The sequence below is a fragment of the Flectobacillus major DSM 103 genome, assembly GCF_000427405.1.
GTDB lineage: Bacteria > Bacteroidota > Bacteroidia > Cytophagales > Spirosomataceae > Flectobacillus > Flectobacillus major.
Genome location: NZ_KE386491.1, coordinates 3,317,290 through 3,342,878, shown reverse-complemented (window position 1 = coordinate 3,342,878; position 25,589 = coordinate 3,317,290). Strand labels below are relative to the sequence as shown.

General features: G+C 39.4%; 16 protein-coding genes. 2 read left to right on the top strand and 14 right to left on the bottom strand.

The annotated features are described in order from the left end of the window. Positions 1–25: 25 nt before the first annotated feature. Both FLEMA_RS70535 and FLEMA_RS70530 read right to left on the bottom strand, forming a co-directional pair. Positions 26–6,490 (bottom strand): DUF6443 domain-containing protein, encoded by a 6,465-nt coding sequence (locus tag FLEMA_RS70535; protein ID WP_044172089.1) that lies wholly within the window; start codon positions 6,488–6,490, stop codon positions 26–28. Between the two features lie 772 nt (positions 6,491–7,262). Then, positions 7,263–9,620: a S9 family peptidase gene (locus tag FLEMA_RS70530; RefSeq protein ID WP_044172088.1), complete on the bottom strand. Its 2,358-nt coding sequence runs from the start codon at positions 9,618–9,620 to the stop codon at positions 7,263–7,265. Between the two features lie 139 nt (positions 9,621–9,759). Here FLEMA_RS70530 and FLEMA_RS0129250 point away from each other — a divergent pair, with 139 nt between their 5' ends. Beyond that, on the top strand, positions 9,760–10,785 hold the full coding sequence (locus FLEMA_RS0129250) for an NAD(P)H-dependent glycerol-3-phosphate dehydrogenase (protein ID WP_044172087.1): 1,026 nt from the start codon (positions 9,760–9,762) through the stop codon (positions 10,783–10,785). 297 nt (positions 10,786–11,082) lie between these two features. On the opposite strand, the gene FLEMA_RS70525 is transcribed toward FLEMA_RS0129250, so the two are convergent. The 12 genes from FLEMA_RS70525 to FLEMA_RS70475 all read right to left on the bottom strand — a co-directional run bounded on the left by FLEMA_RS70525 (position 11,083) and on the right by FLEMA_RS70475 (position 24,822). Further along, the gene (locus tag FLEMA_RS70525) at positions 11,083–11,478 is read right to left on the bottom strand and encodes an HIT family protein (protein WP_044172085.1); all 396 of its coding nucleotides are present in this window, start codon (positions 11,476–11,478) and stop codon (positions 11,083–11,085) included. A 75-nt stretch (positions 11,479–11,553) separates the two neighbouring features. Then, on the bottom strand, positions 11,554–12,063 hold the full coding sequence (locus FLEMA_RS70520) for a gamma carbonic anhydrase family protein (protein WP_044172084.1): 510 nt from the start codon (positions 12,061–12,063) through the stop codon (positions 11,554–11,556). A gap of 332 nt (positions 12,064–12,395) precedes the next feature. Next, positions 12,396–13,094, bottom strand: a complete 699-nt coding sequence (locus tag FLEMA_RS70515; protein WP_044172083.1) for a head GIN domain-containing protein — start codon at positions 13,092–13,094, stop codon at positions 12,396–12,398. A 110-nt stretch (positions 13,095–13,204) separates the two neighbouring features. After that, entirely contained in the window at positions 13,205–14,404 is a 1,200-nt protein-coding gene (locus FLEMA_RS70510; RefSeq protein ID WP_044172081.1) for an anhydro-N-acetylmuramic acid kinase, read from the bottom strand. Between the two features lie 36 nt (positions 14,405–14,440). Then, on the bottom strand, positions 14,441–15,196 hold the full coding sequence (locus FLEMA_RS70505) for a PDDEXK family nuclease (protein ID WP_044172080.1): 756 nt from the start codon (positions 15,194–15,196) through the stop codon (positions 14,441–14,443). Beyond that, positions 15,189–16,175, bottom strand: a complete 987-nt coding sequence (locus FLEMA_RS70500; RefSeq protein ID WP_044172079.1) for a DNA cytosine methyltransferase — start codon at positions 16,173–16,175, stop codon at positions 15,189–15,191. The genes FLEMA_RS70505 and FLEMA_RS70500 overlap by 8 nt, the downstream gene beginning before the upstream one ends. A 96-nt stretch (positions 16,176–16,271) precedes the next feature. Beyond that, positions 16,272–19,103, bottom strand: a complete 2,832-nt coding sequence (uvrA, locus tag FLEMA_RS70495) for an excinuclease ABC subunit UvrA (protein ID WP_044172078.1) — start codon at positions 19,101–19,103, stop codon at positions 16,272–16,274. Between the two features lie 173 nt (positions 19,104–19,276). Beyond that, complete coding sequence (locus FLEMA_RS70490) at positions 19,277–20,632, bottom strand: hemolysin family protein (RefSeq protein WP_229359463.1); 1,356 nt, start codon at positions 20,630–20,632, stop codon at positions 19,277–19,279. Positions 20,633–20,699: 67 nt separating this feature from the next. Further along, on the bottom strand, positions 20,700–22,058 hold the full coding sequence (locus FLEMA_RS70485) for a sensor histidine kinase (protein WP_044172077.1): 1,359 nt from the start codon (positions 22,056–22,058) through the stop codon (positions 20,700–20,702). Next, positions 22,048–22,962, bottom strand: a complete 915-nt coding sequence (locus FLEMA_RS70480; RefSeq protein WP_374755614.1) for a sigma-54 interaction domain-containing protein — start codon at positions 22,960–22,962, stop codon at positions 22,048–22,050. The genes FLEMA_RS70485 and FLEMA_RS70480 overlap by 11 nt, the downstream gene beginning before the upstream one ends. Further along, positions 22,944–23,420 (bottom strand): response regulator, encoded by a 477-nt coding sequence (locus FLEMA_RS77370; protein WP_374755613.1) that lies wholly within the window; start codon positions 23,418–23,420, stop codon positions 22,944–22,946. Before FLEMA_RS77370 ends, FLEMA_RS70480 begins: the two co-directional genes overlap by 19 nt. Positions 23,421–23,601: 181 nt before the next feature. Then, positions 23,602–24,822 (bottom strand): MFS transporter, encoded by a 1,221-nt coding sequence (locus FLEMA_RS70475; RefSeq protein WP_044174835.1) that lies wholly within the window; start codon positions 24,820–24,822, stop codon positions 23,602–23,604. Positions 24,823–25,079: 257 nt separating this feature from the next. Here FLEMA_RS70475 and FLEMA_RS0128930 point away from each other — a divergent pair, with 257 nt between their 5' ends. After that, positions 25,080–25,301, top strand: coding sequence for a hypothetical protein (locus tag FLEMA_RS0128930; RefSeq protein WP_026996292.1), 222 nt, complete (start codon positions 25,080–25,082; stop codon positions 25,299–25,301). Positions 25,302–25,589: the final 288 nt, after the last annotated feature.

Genomic DNA, 25,589 nt, shown 5'->3' with positions numbered 1-25,589 from the left:
TAATTTTAAATGGGAATTTATTTCATTAATCATGTGCACCTGTAATAGGACTACTTTCACTGTTTTTCTTTTTTTCTTGTATATAATTTTTATAAGGCACTGAATTTACATTAAAGTCTCCTCCCGTGGTAAAATTAGTACTTATTTTAATAATTGGAGGTAACTTAAAAGATGGTAAGCTATTATTTCCAAAGCTAATATCTCTAGCCTTGATAAAACCCGCATCAATATCTATATTCTTTCTGTCTTCATCATCTATTAAGACTTGTAAGTCGTCTATTTCATAAGGGTTCAATATTTCTGATTTTTTAAAACTGTCGTTTTCATTTTGTTTACGTCTAAATTCTAAATGTAAATGGGGACCTGTACTTCCACCGGTATTTCCTGAACGAGCAAAACTTTGACCATTAGATAATTGGTCGCCCACCCTTACTTGAACACCATTCTTTTCTAGATGGGCATATAATGAGAAATATCCATTTTCATGTCTAATAATTACATATCGCCCCCACCCTTTTTTGTCCCACCCAATTTTATCAACAATCCCATTTGCTGCTGCGGAAACACTTAATCCAGTGACTCCGCCTGTCTTTAAATCTATTCCTTTATGGGCTCGGAATTTATTATGAGCAGGATTCCAAGAATTTGTTGAAATCCCCCTGCCCCTTTGTGAAAATCTAATAATCATAGGAAGGGGAACCATACCATCACTATCGAAAAATGAAATAGGATTATTGAAACAATAATTATATGAAGATTGGCTAAACATTACTTCCGCCATTGGGTCTTGAGTGATAAAGTGAGGCACAATATTATCATACCATCTTGCTCCAAAATCGGTGTAGCCAGTTCCTTGTAAGCTTTCCTTACCTGTAAACTTAAAGTTATTTAAGTTCGAGGTATTTTGATAACTCAAAGTCGGCAAATCTTCCCCCCAAACACCGTAGGCATTAGCTTGTGTAATCTTGGCTATGCCTAGTGAATCTTTGAAGGCTACTCTTAGATTGCCTAGATGGTCTGTGATATTGTATTCATACTCACCGTTTACGATTCTACCCTCATCGTGCGAAATCTGATATAAGGTATTGTTTTTATAAATCTTATTGGCAGAATAATCGGTAATATCAGAACCAATCGTTTCTTTTAATTTTTTGCCTGTGGCATCGTATTGATACAAAGTAGCTACGCCATTTTGTACCACCTTTTTAGGTAACTTCAAATAGTTGTATTCAATGAGTGAAATACCTTTATTATTGTCTGATTTTAAAGAGCCATCTTGCCAGTAGGTGTAATCATTCCCTGAAACATCACTAAAGCTTGCTGTTTCTCCACTTATATCATCTACCTTTAGTATTTTGTTGGAGTTGGTATTATAAGTATAATTCAAGTTATCAATCAAACCAAAGGTATTGTTATTTTTCCATCCGTTTCTTGATAGATTGGTAATATTGCCATTGGCATCATAATTTACATTATTTAGGGCATAGTTTTCACCAGCTTTGGTACTTCCATAAGCGGCAGCGGTTATTCTTGATGCTCCATCATAAGTATATTGAAATGCTCTTTGGATACCGTCGATGTTGCTTTTCCAATATTGGTTTCTGATATTTCCGTCGTAGTAAGTACCGTCTTCTTCGTAGGTAAGTTTATAGCTGAATAGGCTATTGGTTAGGTTGTTATTGGCATCGAGGTTGATTCCTTTTAGCCCACCTCTGATATGGTATTTGTAACTTTGGGTATATAAATCTATGCTTTGGTTTTGTCCCATTGCTAGTGTACCAAAGTTTTTGAGTGTACCAATAGTATTGAGTATAGCCGCCGTTGCCATTTGTCCATCAGGAATAGTTACGATATGTCCTTGATTAATGGTTACGTTATCGTTGGCTAAAGGTAGATTGCCCGATTGCCAAATTTCTTTGTCATTCCATTCGCCCGTTTTAGTGGAGTATTGGGCTGACCCAGCGGGAGCGAATGTTTTGGTTTTTAACCGCCCTATTTCATCGTATTGATATTTGGCTACAACTTTGCTATTATGCGAAAAAGCGGTTTTTCTTCCTACGTGGTCGTAGGAATATTCATAGAGTTCTACTAAATCATTAGCCCCTGGTTTTTTTTGTGTGAGTCTAGTGGCAAGGATTTCTCCATTAAAGCGATATTGGAAATCGGTACGGTCGATACCGCCCAAATGGTTTTGGTTGAATGTTTGAATAACTCTTCCTTTTTCATCATAATAGTTGACAGATTTGTACCAGTCGTTGGTTTCTAGGTTTCGGACAACTGAGCCAGTCATCAAGCCTTTTTTCTCTGACCATTGGGAATGATAGGCATTGGTGGCATCAAAATTATAGTGGTTGCTTGGCAAAAAGGTATGGTTATCGTAAAAGGTAATGGTTTTGATATTAGTGCCTGCTGCCGTGGTATCGCCACTTGGGTTGTATGTGCTAGGGAAAGAGTTGTTGAGGTATCCAGAAGGGGTGTTGCTAGAACGTACTTCCGACACAATGGTTTGTGTATCAAAACTACTTTGGATGGTAGCACGGGTGGTTCCTGTAGGTAAAAAAATCAATCCCGACATAACAGGTCGATTGAGTTTGTCGTATTTGATATATTGCCAATACCCCAAAGCGTCGTCTTGGGCATCGGCAGACATTACTTTGCGGTATTGACGGTCATAAATGATTTGCTCAAAAGTGCTATGGCCAGGAATATGTTTTTGAATAAGCTGTCCTTTGCGGTCATATTTGTAGGCGTATAGCCCTTCTAAAGAGGCTGTCTCGTTGTCTAGCAGATAGGTTTTGTTGGTTGAGAAAAGTTTGTATGCCTGTGGTGGTACAACATAGGTTAGCCTATCGTAAAGGTCATATACATAGGCTGTTGTGAGTTTTTCGGCGTTGTCGGCTTCAACTTCCTTTTGAATTGTACGCCCCTGTAGGTCGATGTATTCGATGGTTTGTTTGCCTTGTTCAGAGGTTGTTACTTTTTTCTGTAATTCATTGGGGCCATAATAATCAATGGTAGAAGGTTGCCCTTCTACATTACAAAAAACAGCACTTAACGATGCCTTAAACCGTTTGATGGTATTGGCAGGAGCAACGTTGTACTGTGTATTGATGGCTTTATTGGCAGTTCGCCATGCACTTCCTGGGCCAAAGCTTGTGAGTGGACGGTTTAAGGGCGATTCGTCAAAAAGAGTTGTTTCGTTGAAAGGGTTGTTGTCGTTATCATAAAAGGCTTTTGCAGGCGTAAGTACATCGGCCAAGAAACTCCCATTGGCAAGGGTACTAGGTGTTGCCAAAAAACTTTTGTGGGGTCGTCCGTAAGCATCGTATACAAGACTGGTGGCAATAATATCTTTGCTTGCATCGGGCGAAGCATTAGCTAGTACTTTTTGGAGTTCTCGTCCAAGTCCATCTACATAACTAACGGTTTTTAGGGCTTGTGTAGTAGGGGTATTTGCGTTTACTACCGTGAGGGCTGTTCTTGGTAGCCACTCAGTTATATTACGGTTGGGAAAGCTGTAGGCATACTCTTTGAGGACATTGGTATTATGGTCTTTGATGGTTTTGAGCCTTCCAAAGGAGTCATACTCAAAATAAGTAAATGTTTCATTGGGAGCTTTTATAGAAGCTACACCCAATAGGGGAGTTGTATAGGTAAAAAAGGTTTGGTGGTTGAGCCCTCCGTTATCTTGTGTTTGGCTTGTAAGTAGGCTTAATAGGACACCATCATGAGTGAATTGTTGATAGGCAAAAGCGTCTGTTCGTCCACCATTGCTGATAGAATAGCTGGTAAGGTTGCCTTGGGTATCATAAGAGTCCATGGCTACCTTTTGTTCATAGAGTTCGTGCTTGGGTAAAGCCGAGCTATAAGCGTTGGGGTTGGCCACAAAACGCGATGCTGAGCTCTGATAAGGATTAGCCCCTAAAATATTAAATTGCTGGCTTTCCAATAAATAAATACTGGCAGGAAGGGTATACTTGCTTACAGAGGCATCTTCAAAACTATAAAAACTGGTAAGTTTTGCCCCTGATACCAATGAATCGTTGTCGGAGATACTATTTTTGCGGTAGCTTACTTCTTCGATAGGGATATTTAACTGGTTTTTTTCCTGCATTCTTCTGATAGCCAATAGCTCCCCTGTTTTGGAGGTAGGTATTGTGCCGTAGTCAAAAGGATAGAAGAATTTTTTACCCCTAATTTCGCCAGCATTTACGATGGTTCTGCTTAAACGGGGTAACAGGAAGTTAGGGTCGTAGTCGGTATAAGAAGTTTTTTGGGTAAATTTATTGGCATCTTGATTATCATAGAAAAATTCTTCCGATTTCACCAACTTGGTGGTGCCATAACCAAAGAAATAGGTTTGGGCAGGGGTGGCATCGTCGGTATTGTAATAACAGATAGATGCCCCCTGAGCGTAGTTGGGCCTAAAGTTTTGGTAAATATTTTGGAGTTGTAACAAACGGCCACAAAAATCGGGGGTATTGCCCGAAGCCATAACAAGGTAGGTATTGAATTGGCTATATTTGAGCAAGTTGTCTTTTCCATACACCTGTTTGCTCAGTAACTGTCCTCTATTCCAGTGTTTGCTATTCACAAAAAATTTAGCCCCTCTGTTCAAGGTTATTTTGGTATCGGTGTCGTCTCTAAATTGATAAAGGGTTTTTCCGTTGTTTGCCGAGCCAGCATCTTCGTATTCAGTGACGTATGTATATGTTACAGGGCTACCTTCGTTGGGAAACAGTGGGCCTGTAAGATTAGAGGTATACCTGCGGGTATCGTAGGTGTAAAGTGGTGACGATGGCTGTCCCGACACGGTAGTATTGTAATAAATAACTTTTTGTTTTGTTTCGTATTGCAGGCTTAAGGATTCTCTTAAGCGGCCATTGCCATTTTCTCCTTGTCCGTATTTGTACGATTTAATAACAGGGATGGCCGTAGTACTGGCCATATTGGTTATTTTTTTAATACGAAGGCCACCTACTTTTTGCTGAGCTGTTCCATCAAAATACCGATTGGCTTCAAACTCAAAATCGGTATAACCACCAGTAGGGTAGGCGATTCTAGCGATAATCCAAGCTTTCATAAAGTCTTCTCGGCTTTCACGATTACCGCCTCCAATGGCCAATGTTCCAGTATTGGGGTAGGCATTCTGATATACCATTGGTATATTTTGGGCAGGAATTAGCGTAGTATTGTTGATTCCGTTGTAATACCCCCAAAAATCTTTCGACTTTGATTGAACACTAGGCAATGCTACAGCAGTATGGTAAGAAAACTGATATTTTCCTATTTCAGTATCAGTATTATCCAACATTCTAACTTCGTCTAAGAACAAAACAGGAGTATTGTCTTGACGATTGCGGTACAGATATACCAAATCATAGGATTTGCTTAGTAGATAGGTTTGCGTGGAGACATTGTAAGCATATACCTTGATTTTATCAAGAGCCTTTCCTAGTCCGTCTTGTCTGTCGTTTGTTTCTAAGACAAACTCAATTTTTCCCATAGGAAAATAAATAAACCGAGGAAGTTTTTGTTCTACGGCATTATTAATAGAAATCAGGTCGGGTATAGGAGGGCTAGAGCTAGGAGTAAACATGGGTACACCCGACGGCACACTCCCTGTACCATTGTCATTGATGGTTAGGGCTTCCATGATGTCGTGGGTTCGGGTATAACTGGAGCCCGCATAATATTCAAATAAGATTTTGTCTTGTGGCCGAACTCCTTGAATCTTTTTGAGCAACCAAGCACTTATACCTATGCCATTGGTAACTTCGGGTTCATCAAACAAATATTGTGTACCACTTTCATCGGTTAGCTCAAAAAAGCTATTGCTGTTGTTGGTACTTTTAGTAAATTTAATTTTGGACACCTCTGGATTGAGCCATTGATAATCAGTGAGATTACGAAGAATAAACTGGTTGCTTTTGTTAGGGATATTAACCGAAAAAATATCTCTCTCGGTATCAATATTGTTTTCGGCCATTTGCTGATAGGTAAACTGAACATCTTGATTGTAGCATGAGGCCCCCAGGCTAGCCTGAATATCGATAGGGATATTTTTGCCCAATAATCCTGCATTAATCTCATCGGGTAGCCCTTTTGCTTGGCGTGTTATTGAACCCGAAAATTGGAGGGCCCACCCCAATCCAACAAAAGAAGCCACATCGGTTACTTTGTGTCCGCTGGCATGATAAGATAATTTAATAGGAACACTAATACCATTAACATCAATGGTAAAAATGGGGATTTCGATACTGGGTAGCCCCGTAAACATACTCACAGGATATTCGGCATAACGCCCTAATGCTGCCACATTGGGCGATTTAGGGGTTAACTGAGGTACTAGATCCAAGATACCGTTAGCTGTCACAACATTTGTGACTGTATCTTTGGGAATATTTACTGAATCGGCTTTAGCTTTTTGGGCATAGATAGACGAAAAAGTAACACACAATAGGAGTATTGCTAATAGTAAAGGTTTCATAAGAAGGTATTAAATTAGGCGTTTGGCTTAGTTTTTTATTGAGGTTGACAACTGGGTGAAATATGCTTTAGCACAAGAATCGTAGCCATGACGGCCAGAATGGACTGGATAGGTAAGATGTTTTTCATGATTAATAGGTATTCCTTACCCCTAAGGAAAGTTTTTGAATGAAATCATTATGGGGTATTAATGATTTTAAGGTTGAGACTACTTATTGATGTTAAGTAAAAAATATGTCTAATATACTGAATAATAGATAAAATATAATAGAGGCTTGCAGTTTTCTGTGAGTGGTATTTGTAAAAAATAGGATAATGAGGAAAATGCTCAATGAAGCAGATTGGAGTGTGATATTTTCGTATAATATGAAGGGATATAATGTGGAAATAATAAAAAATATGAGTCATCCCGAATTTTAGGTAATATTAAAAACTCTCTATGAGTCTTTGCTGAGATTCATGAGGGCGTCAAGAGAATATTGAGGAGGCTTATCAATTGCTCAAATGATAGAAAATTATTAGCTATTCATGCAAAAAGCGATCGAAATTAGTTTTTCGACCGCCTTTTGCCTATTAAATGTCAGAATGACACATCTTTAGCCGCGAAGCATTACATCTCTACTGATAAAAAGCATCTTCAAAAATAATCACCATTCACTAAATTTGGGATGACTCATGTATAATGATTATACATCAATTAAGGGCTGTTTTAATATTTGTTTTCACGACTAAACCTTTATACCTATTGAAAGAATTTAGGTTTGTTCTAGCATTTACTTTTTGAGTTCTTCTTCAAAAAGTTTGAAAATACGTTTGTATTCGTCCATCCACGAAGTTGGTTCTACAAAACCGTGGTCTTCCATTGGATAGGCCGCTAGCTCCCAATTATCTTTTTTTAGCTCGATTAAACGTTGTGTTAAACGCACAACATCTTGGAAATGTACATTGACATCGACCATACCATGACAAATCAAGAGGCGGTTTTTGAGGCCAGCCGCATGATAAATAGGTGAGCTTTTGCGATAAGCAATAGAGTCTTTCTGAGGTTCGTTCAAAATATTGGCCGTGTAAGGGTGGTTGTAGGCTGCCCAGTCAGTAACAGGACGCAATGCCGCACCAGCTTTGAAGGTATCGGGAGAGGTAAACAAGGCCATCAAGGTAATAAAACCACCATACGACCCCCCATAAACGCCAATTCTTTGGGCATCTACGCCTTGGTTATCGACAAGCCATTTGGCCGCATCTACGTGGTCGCTGAGGTCTTTGCCCCCCATAAAACGATAAATACCTGTTCGCCAGTCTCTGCCATAACCAGCCGATCCACGGTAATCAATGTCCAAAACGGTATAACCATTGTCGACCAAGAAATTATGGAACATATACTCTCTGAAATACTGACTCCACCACTTATGAGCATTTTGTAAATACCCTGCTCCATGTACAAAAACTACAGCTGGTTTTTTGCCATTTTCACCTTTTGCTTCATACAAGCGAGCATAAATATCGGCTCCATCGCTGGCCTTGATGGTAATAACTTTTGGTTCACGCCAAGAATAGGCCTGAAAATGCGTACTGGTAGATTTGGTGATTTGAGTAGCCGTAGCATTAGGATTGTTGTCTTGTAAATATACCTCCCAAGGCTTATTTGTTTCTGAATGCAAATAAGCTAGCTTGGTTTCGTCGGGCGAAAGGCTTACTTGGTTAGCACCAGCTAATTTGGTTAGGCGAATTTTTTCGCCACCAGTTACTGGCATTTTATAAAAATGTTGCTCGCCAGGGTGTACTTCGTTGGTGGTTATATAGAAAAAGTTTTTGTCTTTCGACAGCAACAAGCTTTGTACTTCGTACTTACCTTTGGTAAGTTGTTTTTTCTGGTTGGTAGCCAAATCTACTGTATAAATATGCGAATAGCCATCGGCCTCCGACTGAAAGTATAATGTTTTGTTATCGCCCAAAAAACCAACTGCACCAGTGCCAAAGCCTATATTAGGGCCACCAATCCATGCTTCGTCGTGCTGCCTGTCTATGGTTTGGAGTTGTAGTGTATTGGGGTCTAGCTTCAAAATCCAGCGGTCTTTATTATCGGCACTTTTGGCAATTACTACGGCATATTTGCTATCGTCCGACCAAATAGGCCCGCTAATAAGTACCATTCTAGGCTCTGGTTTTTTGGTTTTTGCGGTATCTTTTTTGGCATATTCTTTTAGGTATTCGGGTTGCTGATAAATACCCTCAATATTTTTGGTAGAAAGTATCGCAATGGTATCTTTGGCAATATTATATACCCCAAATTCATAACTTGGGCTAGGAGCACCCACTTTAGTACGGGCAGGAATGTCTTCGGTAAAGCCCGATTCGGTTACATAGTTTGGTACAATAGTCGATTTACTTCCTGTAGCCGATTTGATAAGGCGAAAGGTAATAAAATTGCCATCGGGACTAAGCGTTGGGTTATCTAAGCGTTTTTCGTCCAAATAAAACTCTTTGGGTCTTTTGGGTAAATCAGCCTTAGCAATTTTCTCAGCTTCTTTCTTTTTGTCGGCACGTTCTTTTAGTACCTCAAACATTCCCAATTGGTCTTGCTTTAGCCATTTCTCTTGTTCGCCAGTTTTGGCTTCAGGTTTTTTGTTACCTGCCAAAAAGTTGGTTAGCTGGGTAGTTTCGCCACTGGCCAGATGAAAGCTGAAAAGGTTATTTCCTTTGGTATAAATTACCTTATCTTCTTTTCCCGAAAATTCGGCATTGTCTTCCTGCTCAATAGTATTGGTAATTTGGCGAGTAGTATTGGTTTTGATGTCTAGCAAAAAGATGTCTCCATTTTTACTATACAGTTTTTTAGATTTGTCTTTGTTATAAACACCAAAAGGCGAGGGCAAGCTTCGGCGTAATTGTGGAGCAACTTTGGTGATTTTTTTATCTAAAATACCCACAGCATACAAAGAGTCAGCTTTGTTTTTGTCGGGATTCCAGTTAAAATAGATAGTTTTGCTATCTTCCGACCAAAAAATATTGGAAGGCAAGCCACCGATACTAAATTTGGGGTCTTGCATGATACTTTCGATCGTAAGTTTTTGTCCAAAAGAATTAAAACAGCAGAGGTAAGCAAATAACAATAAATAGATTTTTTTCATGTGAGATGAAGTATTAAGTTAGTTGAAATGACAAAAATGTCTACGAAAATAGCATTATTGTGAATTGACATAACAAATTAGCAAAAAACCTCGTAATCACATAACTCCAGAAATAACAGAAGTACGTAACTTTACTACCATGACAGAAATTCCTGCTTTTAGAAAGAATTTACCTACCCAAATTGCTGTTTTGGGAGGTGGCAGTTGGGCTACTGCAATAATTAAGATTTTGTCGGAGAATAACGTCAAAATCAAATGGTGGTTGCGTCGTAAGTCGGATGTTGATTTTATAAAAAAATACAATCACAACCCTAGTTATTTGACCGATGCCCCCCTGAACCCTCGTAAGGTACGTGCCTATCATAAAATGCACGATGCCCTCAATGGTGTAGAATATGTGGTGTTGGCTGTGCCAGCAGCTTTTATTCCTGATGCTTTGAAAAACCTCAACCGTAACCATTTTGCAGGGAAAAAGGTGGTTTCGGCCATAAAAGGGATGATTCCAGAAGAGAATATGCTGGTTACCGACTGGATGGAAAAGGTATTTGGGGTGCCTCAGCACTTAATGGCTGCGATTGCGGGGCCGTGTCATGCCGAAGAGGTTGCCTTAGAGAAACAATCGTACCTGACGATTGCGTCGCCTAATTTGCATGTAGCACAAGAATATGCCAACTTGATGAGTTGCCGATATATTCAGGCCAATCCTATTGGTGATTTGTACGGTGTCGAATACTGTGCTGTTATCAAAAATATCATTGCAATGGCTTGTGGTATTACTCACGGTTTGGGTTATGGCGACAACTTTCAGGCGGTGATGGTGTCCAATGCTATGCAAGAAATCAAAAGATTTTTAGATATTGTATACCCCGACCCGCATCGCGATTTGCATAGTTCGGGCTATTTGGGCGATTTGTTGGTAACGGCGTATTCGCAGTTTTCGAGAAATAGAACTTTTGGTAATATGATTGGGCGTGGCTATTCGGTGAAGTCGGCACAGATCGAAATGAATATGGTAGCCGAGGGGTATTATGCCGTAAAAAGTATTCATCAAGTAAATAAGCAGTACGATGTGTCGATGCCTATTATTGATGCTGTATACAATATTTTGTACGAAAAAGCGATTCCTGCCAACGAAATCATGACGCTAAGAACCTTTTTGAAATAATTTTTTTGATTAAGTTGAAATTTTGCTTTGAATGAGGATTGTTTTAAAATATAAACTCGCCTCCTCAATGTTGCTATTAGCGGAGGTATAGATTAACTTTTTGAACGGCTTCAAATAAACATGAGTCAACCCAAATTTTTAGAACAAACAAGGCGGTCGAAATACTCATTTCGACCGCCTTGTTTGTTAATAGTCAATAAAAAACACGATGCTCTGTCTCGTGAACCCCAATAAATACAAACAGGAGGTTTCTATTGTAAATTATCTCACACTTCGGGATGACTCATGTTTATTTCGTTATTTCAAAAATGAAATAATTCTAGCAGCAGTAGCAGCCAATTCTTCTTGAGTGGGTTTTAGTTTTTCTCTAGTAAAATTAATATCATTCATACTATTCAGCGGAATCAGATGAACGTGTGTATGAGGAACTTCTAGGCCAATAACCGAAACGCCAACACGCTTGCAAGGGCAAGCCTGTGCAATAGCTGGAGCAAGTTTTTTAGCAAAAAGTATTAGTCCTGCCAATAGTTCGTCATCCAAATCAAAGATATAATCCACTTCTTTTTTAGGAATAACCAAGGTGTGTCCGTCGGCCAAAGGCATAATGTCTAAAAATGCCAAATAGTTATCGTCTTCGGCAATTTTGTGGCAAGGAATTTCGCCATTAATAATCTTTGTGAAAATAGTAGCCATATTGTTTGAGTTTGAGCTATTTGATAGCTAAATAATATTGTTTTTGAGAAAGTACATCTGTGGCTTAAAAAAGGCCTATTTGAACCAAGCCGAATACATAATATAGTTGTTGGCTGTACGCATGAATACTTCGGCGGCAGCCGGCGAAACCTCCTTGAGTAATTTAGCAGGATTACCTGCATAGATACTCCCTGCTGGTACACGGGTATTTTGGGTAACAATAGCCCCAGCCGCAATAATAGAGCCTGTTTCTATGACGGCGCCATCCATAATAATGGCCCCCATGCCTACCAACACTCGGTCTTCGATAACACAGCCGTGTACAATGGCATTATGAGCAATAGACACATAATTGCCAATAATTGTTTGGGTTTTTTGATAAGTACAATGAATCACCGCTCCATCTTGGATATTGGTATTATTGCCAATGATTATCGAGTTGACATCGCCTCTTACTACTGCATTGAACCATACAGTGCAGTTATCGCCCATTTTGACATCGCCTACAACGGTAGCATTTTCGGCAAGCCAACAATTTTCGCCAAAAGCTGGACTAATTCCTTTTACTGGTTTTATGAGTGCCATATTTGTTTTGTTATGTTGAACGGTTGCAATTTACGGCTTATGTAGAAAAGTTGGAGAAAGATAGGACACAAAATATAGGTTTTAGGTAAAACTACAACAAGGTTATTTCATAAAAAAAAATGTATTATCCCTAATTGAGTGAGGTAATGAGTGATTATTTTTTATGTATACCTTGTAGCAATAGAGACCTTTTGTGTCTAAAAATTGATTAATACCCAAAAAGGCGGTCGAAAATTGTTTTTCGACCGCCTTTTTGGGTAGACAGTTGGAGAATAATCCTAGTTCCAAAATTCGGGATGACTCATGTTGTCAATTAATTCCAGAAGAGTCGCTTACTGCTTATGTACATCCGAGCCACCTGTTGCACTTTTTTTCACAACACGAGCATTGCCCGAATAATATACGTCTGAGCCGCCAGTGGCTGAAATACTAATTTCTTTTTCTGCCCAAACATAAGCATCTGAGCCACCTGTTGAAGAAACACTACAAAAACTTGTTTTGAGCTTGCTAGCTTTCAAATCGCTACCGCCTGTCGAGCTTGCCTTGAATACTGTAGCATTACCAGTCAAATACACATCCGAGCCACCAGTGGTTTCGCAAGTGAGTTCGTCGGCATCAATATCTAAGCGTACATCCGAGCCACCTGTAGCACGTACCGAAAGCTTGATTAAATCTAATTTTCCTTCAGAGTATACATCCGAGCCACCAGTGGCCGAAAGTACATTGAGGTCTTTTACGGTTACGTATGCTTTTACGGGTTTGTTGTTCCATTTAAACCATCCCCATTTGCTATTTTCGACATAGATTTTGAGAACGCCATTGTCATTTTCTACCTGAATATTACTTTGTTTATCTTCTTCGGCACTAATCACCACCGACTCGCTAGTACCTTGCTTGATATACAAATCTATACCGCTACTAATATGGATACCTTTGAAGCTGCCAGCATTACGTTTTTGGTTGATAACTTGTGCATTCAATGCAATACATGCAACCAACGAGAATAGGAGGGATAAGACAAACTTTTTCATAATGATTGTGACGAATTTTGGTTGAAAATTTGCGTTAAATACCCATTAGATGCCAGCTCAATGACAAAGGTTGCATCGGTCATTAAATTTGCTAAAAAATAGCCGTATTATTAACTAGGAAATGAAATTTTCCCCATTGTTACAGAAGGGATTCCTCGTCTTTTCCCAAAATCAGATTCGCCACCTGCTACAGTTTCATTAGCTAAAATAGCGAAAAGAACAGCCTCTTTGGCATCGCCCGAAATACCCAACTGGTTGGTAGACGCAAATTGTGCAGGTAATAGCTCTTGTAGCCAGTTCATCAAAAGAGGGTTGTGCATACCCCCCCCCGAAGTATAAATCGTAAAGTTGGCTAGGTTCGGAATTTGTAAAGCCTGTATAGCCTCGGCAATGGTTTCGGCACTAAAGCGGGTTAAGGTAGCTAACAAATCATATACCGAAATAGCAGTGGTTTCGCTTTTGGCTTGTGCCTGAATAACATATTCTTGGCTAAATAATTCGGGGCCTGTTGTTTTGGGAAAAGGCTTTGCGAAAAAATCGTCGTCTTTTAATGCGTTTAATAAAGCCTGATTAACTACCCCTTGCTTGGCTAGTAGGGCATCTTTATCGTAAGCTTTATCAGGGAAAAAATTTCTTGTAAAAGCATCTATAAGGGTATTGCCAGGCCCTGTATCGGTTACAAAAACCTCTTCGGGATTCATGCTAGCAGGTAAGTACGTAAAATTGGCAATACCGCCCATATTGAGCATAATACGATTTTCCCCCTTTTTCCCGAAAATAAAATAATCGCCATATACAGCCAATGGAGCACCCTCGCCACCAGCAGCTACGTGTTTTTGGCGGAAATCAGATAGGGTAATAATGTTGGTATTGACAGCAATATGGTCGCCATCGCCTATTTGGAGTGTAGCATTGGGGTATCGCTCTATGCCATGCAAAATTTTGGGGGTGTGCATGACCGTTTGCCCGTGCGATGCAACCAAATCGATTTCGGAAGGCTCAATGTGCCATTTTTCGAGACACTCCTTAATCATTCTGGCATGCAAAATGCCAATCCATTCGTTGAGCATAGCCAAATGAGGAAAGTCGATAGTCTGTTTGGCAAAAACCTTTCTTATTTCAGCCTTTATATCGTTGGTATAATCTACGGTGTCGAAGGCTACCAATGTAACGGTGGTGTCTTCGCCACTGCCCGAAATACGGCAAAGAGCTACATCGAGCCCATCCATAGAAGTACCCGACATAAGGCCAATGATATGGCGAGAAGGTTTTTGGGCAATTTGACAGAGTTTGTTGATGTTTTTGTTCATAGTTTATGGAATCATTGGGTAAGTTTTACAGGGGTATTAAGTATGGACAGTTTTGAATAGTTCAGTAGGGTCAATTTTAAATTGAAGCATTTTAGCCGAATCTCTTCCTGCATCACCGCCTTTTCTTTGCATAGTTATTTTCCCAATTTTAAAATTTCCTCTTTCGGTAATACTAATATCATCATTACCAAAGAAATTAAGACAGAAATTCATAGGTTTTAAAACCCATCTCGAATGGGTTGATGTTTTTTGAGCTACCAACATCCATTCGGCCGCAAATCGTCCTTGCCCTCTTAGAATATCCGAAACAATAAGTGTTTTGTTTTGCTTGAGCCAACTGTACGTTATGGCCTGTTCTGCTGCTGTAAATTCATGAAAGAACATCCTACGGTTGTTTTTAGGATTGGTAATGGAAGGAGGTATCTCGCCCGTATATTTTTTAAAAATCGTAATAATTTCGTCGGGCATTTGCCACATTTCGGCATATTTATTTACCCATCTTTTATCAACTTGATTAAATCCTTTTTGGCTACTTACTAGTTTTACTTGTAGGTTTTCAACACCAATGACTTCTTTCAGCTTAATACTAATCTGTATTTGAACATCCGTTTTATAACCCCTTAATTTAATGGCTTTTACATTGTCTATTTCTGCTAGATTATATTGCATGATTGTTAGCCATTTTTGAGCATCTTCGTCGGCTTCCCAGCAATTGAATTTATTGATTATGTCATCTTCATTCCTAAATCCATTTTTGGCTGTTTGAGACCCTAATAGTTGGGTATTATTCATAATTGAGGGCGTTTTGTATTTCGATGATAATACTCTGTAAAACATTGATTGATACACTATTGCCAAACTGTTTGTAAGCCTGAGTATCTGTTGGGTGAATGATAAAACTATCTGGAAAGCCTTGTACTCTGGCACACTCACGAGGAGAGAGTTTTCGAATTTTGCCATCAATCAAATAAAGTCCTGTTTTAGCCCCTACGCCGCCGCCATGAGCCGAAAGAGTAATAGCATGGCCTAAAGGATGGTAGATTCTTTCACCTTGTCCACCTTTATTTACTTTACCTATTTGGATTGGTCGGTTGATTATCGCTAGGGGTTCTTCCTGAGAGCTATACTGGCGGTAAATTTCTATATCATCTCTTTCAATAACTTTGGCTTTAGGGTTATTTTCCAGAATATCTTCCAGACAGATTTTTGGGTTAATAGGTACAGGAAAATGAAATGTAGAAATTTTAAGCCTTTGATGGAAGGCTACTATGTACAAACGTTCTCGGTTTTGGGGCAACCCAAATCGACTTGCGTTGAGTACTTGGGTAAAAACAACATAGCCGAGGTTTTGTAAGGTATTGATAATTACATTGAGGGTTTTTCCGTGGTCGTGATTGCTGAGGTTTTTGACATTCTCTAAAAACAGTACTTTGGGCTGATGATAGTTGACAATTCGGGCAATATCAAAAAACAGTGTACCTCTGGTATCGTCAAAACCTTTTTGTTTTCCTGCAATAGAGAAAGCTTGACAAGGAAACCCTCCGCACAAAATATCATGCCGAGGTATATCTGTTTCATTGATGGTAGTGATGTCGCCAAAAGGTTTGATTCCAAAATTATGCGTATAGGTTTCAGCAGCATATTTGTCCCATTCGGAGGCAAATACACATTTTGCCCCAAAGGAAGATAAGGCAAGATGAAAACCGCCAATTCCAGCAAAAAGGTCGATGAAAGTGTACTGTGAAAGTTTTTTTTTATCAACAGAAATCATGAAATATTCAACTAAATAAGTGGGTAAAATATTAAGTATTTTCAAAAAGGTGCAGATAGCCCACTAATGCGTTATGCTATCTGTGCCTTATGATATTTACTTCAACTCTTCTTTCAAGAAGTGAGCAGTATAACTGCCTTTTACTTTGGCTACTTGCTCGGGTGTACCCTCAGCAATGATTTGTCCGCCTTTATTGCCTCCTTCTGGCCCAAGGTCGATAACATGGTCAGATACCTTGATTACGTCGAGGTTATGTTCTATAATCAAAACGGTATTGCCTTTGTCGACAAGTTTTTGGAGTACTTCCATAAGGGCTTTAATATCTTGAAAATGTAGCCCAGTAGTAGGTTCGTCCAAAATATACATAGTTTTGCCAGTATCTCTTTTTGATAACTCTTCGGCTAGTTTTACCCTTTGGGCTTCGCCACCCGACAGGGTTGTGGCTTGTTGCCCGAGTGTTAAATAGCCCAAGCCAACCTCGCTAAGGGTTTGTACTTTTCTATGGATTTTGGGCTGATTTTCAAAAAAATCTACCGCTTGTTCTACGGTCATGTCCAATACATCGGCAATAGACTTTCCTTTGAAACGTACTTCTAAGGTTTCACGGTTGAAACGCTTTCCTTTGCAGGTTTCACAGGCAATATGTACATCGGGCAAAAACTCCATTTCAATTTTTTTCATACCAGCTCCTTCACAATCTTCGCAACGTCCGCCTTTTACATTAAAGCTAAAACGCCCTGCTTTATAGCCTCGAATTTTGGATTCGGGAAGTTCGCAGAAAAGCGAGCGAATATCTGAGAACATACCTGTGTAAGTGGCGGGGTTCGAGCGTGGCGTACGGCCAATGGGCGATTGGTCTACCTCTATTACTTTGTCTAAATGCTCTAATCCTTCTACCGCTTTGTGAGGCATAGGCTCACGTTTGGCATGAAAAAAGTAATGGTTCAAGATAGGGAATAATGTTTCGTGAATAAGGGTAGATTTGCCCGATCCACTAACGCCCGTAATAGCTATCATTTTGCCTAAAGGTAGCTTGAGGGTTACATTTTTGAGGTTGTTACCTGTTGCTCCCTTTATGATTAACTGATGTCCATTGCCTTTACGGCGTTGGTTTGGAACATCAATTTTGATATTTCCACTTAAAAACTTGGCTGTTGTTGAGTTGTTTTGCAAAAACTCTTCGGGTGTACCTTGGCCAACAATAGAGCCTCCATGACGGCCTGCCCCTGGGCCAATATCCACAATGTAGTCCGATTCGAGCATCATATCTTTGTCATGTTCTACTACCAAGATGGAATTACCCAAATCTCTTAAATCTTTTAAGGCCTGAATCAATTTTACGTTATCTCGTTGGTGCAAACCAATACTTGGTTCGTCCATGATGTACAAAACGTTGGTCAGTTGTGTGCCAATTTGAGTGGCCAGTCGAATCCGCTGTGCTTCGCCACCCGAAAGGGTACGCAAAGGGCGGTTGAGGGTAAGGTATTCTAAGCCAATACCAGTAAGAAAGCCTATTCGTTTACGAATTTCTTTTAGCACTTCTTTGCCAATAATATTTTGGCGGTCGGTCATACGGCTTTCAAGGTTATCAAACCAGTTTGACAAATCGGTGATGTCTAGTCGAGCCAATTCGGCAATATTTTTATGGTCGATTTTGATGTGTAAAGCTTCTTTTTTGAGTCGAGCACCGCCACATTCAGGACAAGTGCGTATTACCATAAAATCTTTGAGCCAATCCTGGATTTTCTCTGAACCACTTTCTTGTTGGCGTTTCAAAAAGTGGATAATACCTTCATATTTGGTATTCCACTCTGTGCCTTCGTATTTTTTGGAAGGAACAGGTACAGGTTCGTCCGAGCCATAAAGCATAATTTCGATAGCTTCGGTTGGGAATTTGTCGAGGGGGGTAGTGAGGCTTACTTTATAGGGTTTCAGCAAAACTTCTAATTGCTTAAAAATCCACATATCTCGGTATTCGCCAATAGGGGCTATTGCTCCACGGCTAATACTCAGAGATTTGTCGGGTAAAATAGATTCTTCTGTAATTTCTTCTACAACACCCAAGCCCTGACAAGAAGGACACCAACCATAAGGTGAATTGAACGAGAAGGTATTGGGGGCAGGCTCGTCGTAAGAAATACCCGAAATAGGATCCATCAGGTATTTTGAAAAATTACGAACTTCGCCTTTTTCATCACGTGTCATCATGAGTCCTTTTCCTTGGTTGAGGGCCGTTTGTACCGATTGCGATAAACGAAAGCGGTCTTCGTCCTTGACAACGATGCGGTCGATAACAATTTCAATATCGTGAATCTTGAAGCGGTCTAATTGCATTTTTGACTGAATATCCATAACCACGCCATCAACTCGTACTTTGGTATAGCCTAGTTTGGCAATTTGTACAAAAAGCTCACGATAATGCCCTTTTCTACCCTTTACTACTGGAGCTAACAAAATAAGTTTTTGGCCTGCATAATCCTGTAAAATCACGTCAATGATTTGGTCGATAGACTGCTTAATCATTTTTTGACCAGTTACATAGCTAAAAGCTTCGCCAGCACGAGCAAAAAGCAAACGCATAAAGTCATAAATTTCGGTAACAGTACCTACTGTAGAGCGAGGGTTCTTGGATGTAGTTTTTTGTTCAATCGAAATTACGGGCGACAAACCATTGATTTTATCAACATTGGGGCGTTCCATGTTGCCAATAAAGCTACGAGCATAAGCCGAAAAACTTTCCATATAACGGCGTTGCCCTTCGGCATAAATGGTGTCGAAGGCTAAAGAAGATTTGCCCGAACCACTAATCCCTGTTATGACAACGAGTTTGTTGCGAGGAATGGTAAGGTCTATATTTTTTAGGTTATGCTCTCTGGCTCCGAGTACCTCAATTTGCTCGAAACCTGTATTATCTTTTAGATTGGACATGAAAAATGTATCATTTGTGTGCCTTGGCACGTGTTATCACTTTAGTTGGGTTTACTATTCTTTTTGAATTGGGCTTAATTAGGTAACACCAATTGGCTAGGTAAAGTTACTAAAAAAGCCAGCTTTCTGTAAAGGGCGAAAGTTGGCCAAAAGAAGGTTTTAGGTAGGTATTATTAGCTTGGTTCGTTGATTCTTACGAGTACTTTGTCTATTTTAGCTCCATCCATATCTATAATCTCGAAGGTGATATTTTGCCAAACTACAATGTCTCCTTGTTGTGGAATATCGGTTAGTTCGTTTAAAATAAGCCCAGCAAGAGTATTAAATGGGTATTCTTGTATGAAATCGCTTAAATCAAAATACTGTAAAAAGTCGGCCAAAGGATATTGGCCATCTACTAGCCATGTGCCATCGTTGCGTTGGTCGAGGCGATAGCCCTCATGGTCAAAGTCAGACACATTGCCTACCAATGCCTCTAGGAGGTCGTTGAGGGTTACAATACCTTGGGTTTGGCCATATTCGTCAATTACAATTCCATAATGAATACGGCTATCTTTAAATCGCTGTAAAGCCTGATATGCCGATGCCGTTTCCATAATAAACTGGGTTGGTTGCAAATAGTTTTGCAAACTAAAATCGGGTTGTCTTAGGGGTAAAAACAAATCTTTAAGACGAACAATCCCAATAATATGGTCTTTGTCTTTGTCATAAACAGGGTAAAGCGAATGAAGTTCTTCGCTGATAGATTCGGTAACTTTTTCGGCTGAATAGTTTGACTGTAGAAAAACCATATCATTGCGATGTGTCATAAGCGAAGATACCTTACGGTCGCCCAAGCTAAATACACGTCCTACAATATCTTGCTCTATTTCGTGTACTTCGCCGCTGTCGGCACCTTCTTGTACTATAGCTTTGATTTCATCTTCGGTAACTTTACTGTCGGTTGAGGGCTGAATATTGAGGATTTTAATTAACAAATCAGACGAAAACGTTAGTAGCCACACAAAAGGCGAAGTTAGCTTGGAAAGCATATTCATGGGGCGAGCTACCGTTTTGGCTATAAATTCGGGGTTGGTTAAGCCAATACGTTTTGGGACAAGCTCGCCAAATACTAACGACAAATAAGTAATAATAAGTACTACCAGTGTAACTGATATGGTTCGCTGATATGGTACTAATACTGTGAATTGAGCCACAAAAGCTTGTATATCGTTGGTCATTTTTTCGCCACTGAAAATACCTGTCAAAATACCAATCAGTGTAATGCCAATCTGAACTGTAGAAAGAAATTTGTTGGGAGCATTGGCAATGTCCAGAGCGATTTTAGCATTTTTGTCGCCCTTTTTGGCAGAAGTTTCTAAACGAGCTTTTCGGGCAGAAACTAAGGCTATTTCGGACATCGAAAAGATTCCATTTATCAGAATTAAAATAAAAATAATTAGCAGTTCCATATTGGGTGAGTAGGCCAACACTGGCCGTACTTGAGTAGTATTCTGAAAAACAACGAAAATACCCATCTGGTTTGACATGGGCCTATAAAACTACTAAATCAAAGAAGGTATATCAAGGAAATTGAAGAAAACAATCTATAATCCTTTAAGGAAACGTTAACCTAAAAATACTCCCGATTCCTTCTTTCGACTGTACTGTAATGCTTCCTTTGTGCAAGCCCATGATTTGTTTGGATAGGCTTAGCCCAATTCCTGAACCATGCGACTTGGAGGTAAAAAAAGGAATGAAGATTTTCTCTATCATATCTTCCGACATCCCAGTACCATTGTCGGTTATATCTATTACCACTTTTTCGTCCTGATTTTTATAGGCCGAAAGTTTGATAAGAGGGTTTTCTACTTCTTTTACAGCATCAATGGCATTGATAAGAAGGTTGATGAGTACTTGCTCGATCAGGGCAATGTCTCCTTCGAGGGTCATCGAAAAGTCTTTTAGAATAACATCTAGCTCGATATGGTTTTGTTCTAGTTTATTTTCTAGTAATATTTCTACGGTTTCAAATAAATCACAAACCTGAATTGTACTAAACGACGTAATAGAAACCTTGGCTAATTGGCGGTACGTATCGGCAAATTTGAGGAGGTTTTCACTGCGTTTTTTGATAACACTCATTCCTTCCAGTACATCTTCGGCCATTTGTTGGGTTTGTTGCAAATCGGCTAGTGATGGTTGGTGGGGTAGTTTTTGGAGGTTATTTCGCATTCTTGTTTCCATGGTTTCGGCCAACGAGGCAATAGGGGCTACTGAGTTCATGATTTCGTGGGTCATCACTCGCAATAGTTTTTGGTAAGCTTGCGATTCGGTATCTTCTATAGCCGAATTTACATTCTGAAAGGCAATCAGATGAGTGGTTTGGTTGTGGCTCTGGAATGTTGTTTTGGCCAAAAGTACTACTTTGTCATGAATTTTGACCAGTTGGTGGTCGCCACTATTTAAACGAACAATGGCTTCATAAACGGCGGGGTCTCGCTTTTCTATTCCTCCAATATTTTTGATATAAGGAATGTTTAGCATTTTCTTGAATGATTCGTTCATCCAGCCAACATCGCCAGCATGATTAAATGACAAAATCCCTGTGTCTACCAATTCCAGAATACTTTGGAGGTACTGGTATTGTTCTTCTTTTTCGGAAGACAGTTGCTTGAAAGTTGTATTAATCTGATTGAAAGCCCTGCGTAATTGACGTACCGATACAGGGGCATTTTTTTCGGAAAACTGTAGCGAAAAATCACGATATTGTACAGCTTCGATAAATTGGGCTAGTTCGGTATTGGTTTTGTTGATAAACTGAATAAAGTTGAGTACCTGAGCCAAAAGCAAAAATATCAGAAAGAATAAAAGGATATTCTTACCTGATACCAAGCAGTATGCCCCAGCTGTAAGGCTAACAAATAATAGCAGAACCCTCAAAGTCAAGCTTATTTCGTATCGATTAAATGTCATATTTGCCGAGTCGTCTGTAAAGTGCGGTTCTGGTTAAGCCTAATTCACGGGCTGCTTTTGTAATATTACCATCGTGTTTTTCGATAGCCTTCAAAATAGTATTTTTCTCAATTTCATCAATTCTCAATGTTGATGAGGTATCTGTCACAACAATTGGAGCTTCAATAGATGAGTTGAGGTCGAGGTCTCTTGCCAAAAGGGTATCGCCATCCGACATGATAATCGCCCTTTCTATAGCATGTTGAAGTTCACGAATATTACCCGGAAAAGTGTATCGTCTGAGTTTTTCTTTGGCTTTTTCGTCGATATTTTGTACATTTTTTTGGTATTTTTGGCTATAGGTTTTGGCAAAAAAATCGGCCAAAAGAATAATGTCTTCGCCTCTTTGGCGGAGAGCAGGCAGGGTAATTTCAATCGTATTGAGGCGATAAATTAAGTCTTTACGATAGGCATTTTGTCCTGCTAATTCTTTGATGGGAGCATTCGTTGCCGAAATCAAGCGAATATCTAAGGCAATAGGCGTATTTGTGCCTAAGCGTGTTACTTCACGGTTTTGTAATACTGTAAGCAATTTGGCTTGTTGTGGAAGGGTAATATTGCCAATTTCATCCAAAAATAACGTTCCTGTATTGGCCGATTCAAAGCGTCCTGCACGGTCTTCACGAGCATCGGTAAAAGCTCCCTTTTTGTGGCCAAAAAGTTCAGATTCAAAAAGGCTTTCGGTCAAAGCTCCAAGGTCGGCGTGTACAAAGGGTTTGTCGGCTCGTAGCGATTTTTGATGAATCAACTTAGCTATTTCACCTTTTCCTGTGCCATTTTCGCCCAAAATCAAAATGTTAGCGTCGGTCGGAGCGATTTTATCTATTTTATAAAGAATATCTTGCATCACCTCGCTTTCGCCCAAAATATTGACAAGCGTTTTCTGGGAATCTGTGCTTTTTTGTGCTTGTTAGTAGTATTTTTGGGCTGATTGGCTGTTTTTTCAAGAGCATCTTCTATAGTCCACAGTAGCTTTTCATTTCGCCAAGGTTTTAGTACAAAATCAGTAGCCCCTTCTTTTACCGAACGTACAGCAAGGTCAATATCGCCATAGGCCGTAATCATAATTACAGCTACCGTTTTGTTGATTTCTCGTATTTTTCTTAACCAAAAAATACCTTCATTACCAGTATTGAGCGAGCTTTTGTAGTTCATGTCTAACAATACTACATCAAAGTTAGACTGAGCCAATAGCGAGGGCAACCGCTCGGGGTTTTTCTCCACAACAACTTCTTTTACTTCTGGACGAAGTAACATTTTTACCGCTAATAATACGTCGGTATCGTCATCTATGGCAAGTATTCGGGCTTGTTTTAAAGACATGGTTATTTGTTTGAATAGTTTAGCGATAGACGTTTTGTAAGTAACTGAGCCAACATACGAATCGTTATTGAACTGTTGATTTCTATGATTTTAAGATCGTAAAAAAAGCCTACTTACTGAAATTGGACAAAAATACAGTTTGTCAAACTTCGAGCCTATAGCAGAAAGATGTTTAAGTGGGTCAAGAGGTTGCATATCGAGCTTTATTATTTTGCTTATGTAAATATAAAAAGCCTACCATTGAAAAAAGGCATAATACCCCCATGAAATACCATAAAATGTCAAAGCCCCATCGTTGAACAATTTGTGAGCCTATGGTTGGCGACGAAATTTGGGCTACTGAATAACACATGGCATACATAGCCAAATATTGCCCTCGGTTTGATTCGCTACTGCGTTCAACAACAAGGCTTTGCATAAAGGGCATTGCAAACATTTCGCCAATGGTATTGAAAGCTATAGAAATCCAGACAACAAAGAGAACTGTCCATATATTAAATACAAAAAAAGAACAAGCTGTCAAGAATGTACCTATAGCAATAAGCGTGGGTTTACTGAGTTTGCCTTCTATTTGGTGAACAAAAATCATTTCGGTAGTGGCAATCATCAAGCCATTGAATACCATCAACAATCCTATTTTAGACTCTGACAAATGTAGAACAGTTCTGAAATAGAGAGGTTCCATCGTAAAAAGCTGAAAAAAAGGAATCGCATACATAACCACCAAGGCCAAAAAGCACCAAAATACTTTGTCTTTATAAGCCGATTGGTTGATAGCCGATGTTTTTTGAGTATGAGCTGTACCAATAGGCTCGGTAGGAGGAGGCACTAATAACCTGAACAGAATAGAAGCTCCAATACAAGTAATACCATCGGCCCAAAATAGCAAATCGTAGTTGATTTCGGCCAAGATACCACCAAGCCCTCCGCCAATCGACCAGCCCAAATTGATAGCAAGTCGATTGAGAGTGAAAGAACGAGTTCTATTTTCGGGATTGCTATAATAAGCAATAGAGGCCCCGTTGGCAGGTCTGAAGGTATCGCTTAAAGTTGTAAACAAAAATACTCCTGCACAAATGGCATAAAAAGAAGTAAGATGTAACAGTACCAAAAGAGCTATTCCTGAGAGTAATAAACTATAAAATTGAATAGAATAAAAGCCGATTTTGTCGGTGAGTTTTCCACCCAAAAATGTACCAAACAATGCCCCTGAGCCAAAAAACGCCATAACTATGCCTGTGTCGGCAATAGAATAATGGAGTTTTTGGGTTAAATAAAGCGTTAGAAATGGTAAAACCATCGTACCACTTCTGTTGACAAACATTACTCCCGAAAGCAGCCAGACCGTTTTGGGCAAACCCCAGAAAGCACTTTTATAAAGTTGTAAAGATTTGTTGAGCATACCATTTTTGCTTGTTGAATTGGCCAAGTTAAAGATTTATCGGCATCTAGCAAAAAATGAAAGGTTGAAAGGTTAATTGGTATGATTTTTGGTGCTTTTTGTAAAAAAGTAAGAATCTAATCATGTAAGTTAGCAACGAAAGTAATAAATTTGCTGTTATAAGATAAAAAAACGTTAAATTGGATTTCTCGTAGTTAATAGTCTAAATACTAACACATTAAATAGATTGTCACACAACCACCACCAAATTTCAGTATATGAAAAACACTCCGGTTATTTTAACTCCTGAATCTGTAGAGATGTTAGTCGCCAACATTGCTGAGGAACTCTTGAGAGGTCAGAATACGTACAAATCTGAAACAGAAGCTGTTCGTAAAAGAATTAAAATAGGTATGCTCCGTACTTTGTCGTACCAAGAAATTTTATACACCAACAAAAATATCACCAAATTGGATGTAATAAACGAAAATTTAGCTTAATCGTATTATGCCTTACCGCCATAAGGGTGATAACTAAGGATTAGTGCCCTCTTATTCCCCTCACTTTATATTTCCCTCTTAATACTTTCAAAAAATCTATGTTACTTAATTGTAGCATCAGGAATACTCAAGCGGTGTTGGTTACACCCCCAAGCCGTCGGTTTGTTTTTCTGTTGTTGGGTTAGGTGGATTGTCGTGTGCTCATTTAGTGAGTTGTGATTTAGTGAATGAGTGATTTAGTGATTTTTTGAAAAAAGATGTTGTTTTGGGAACTCAAAATATTGAGCT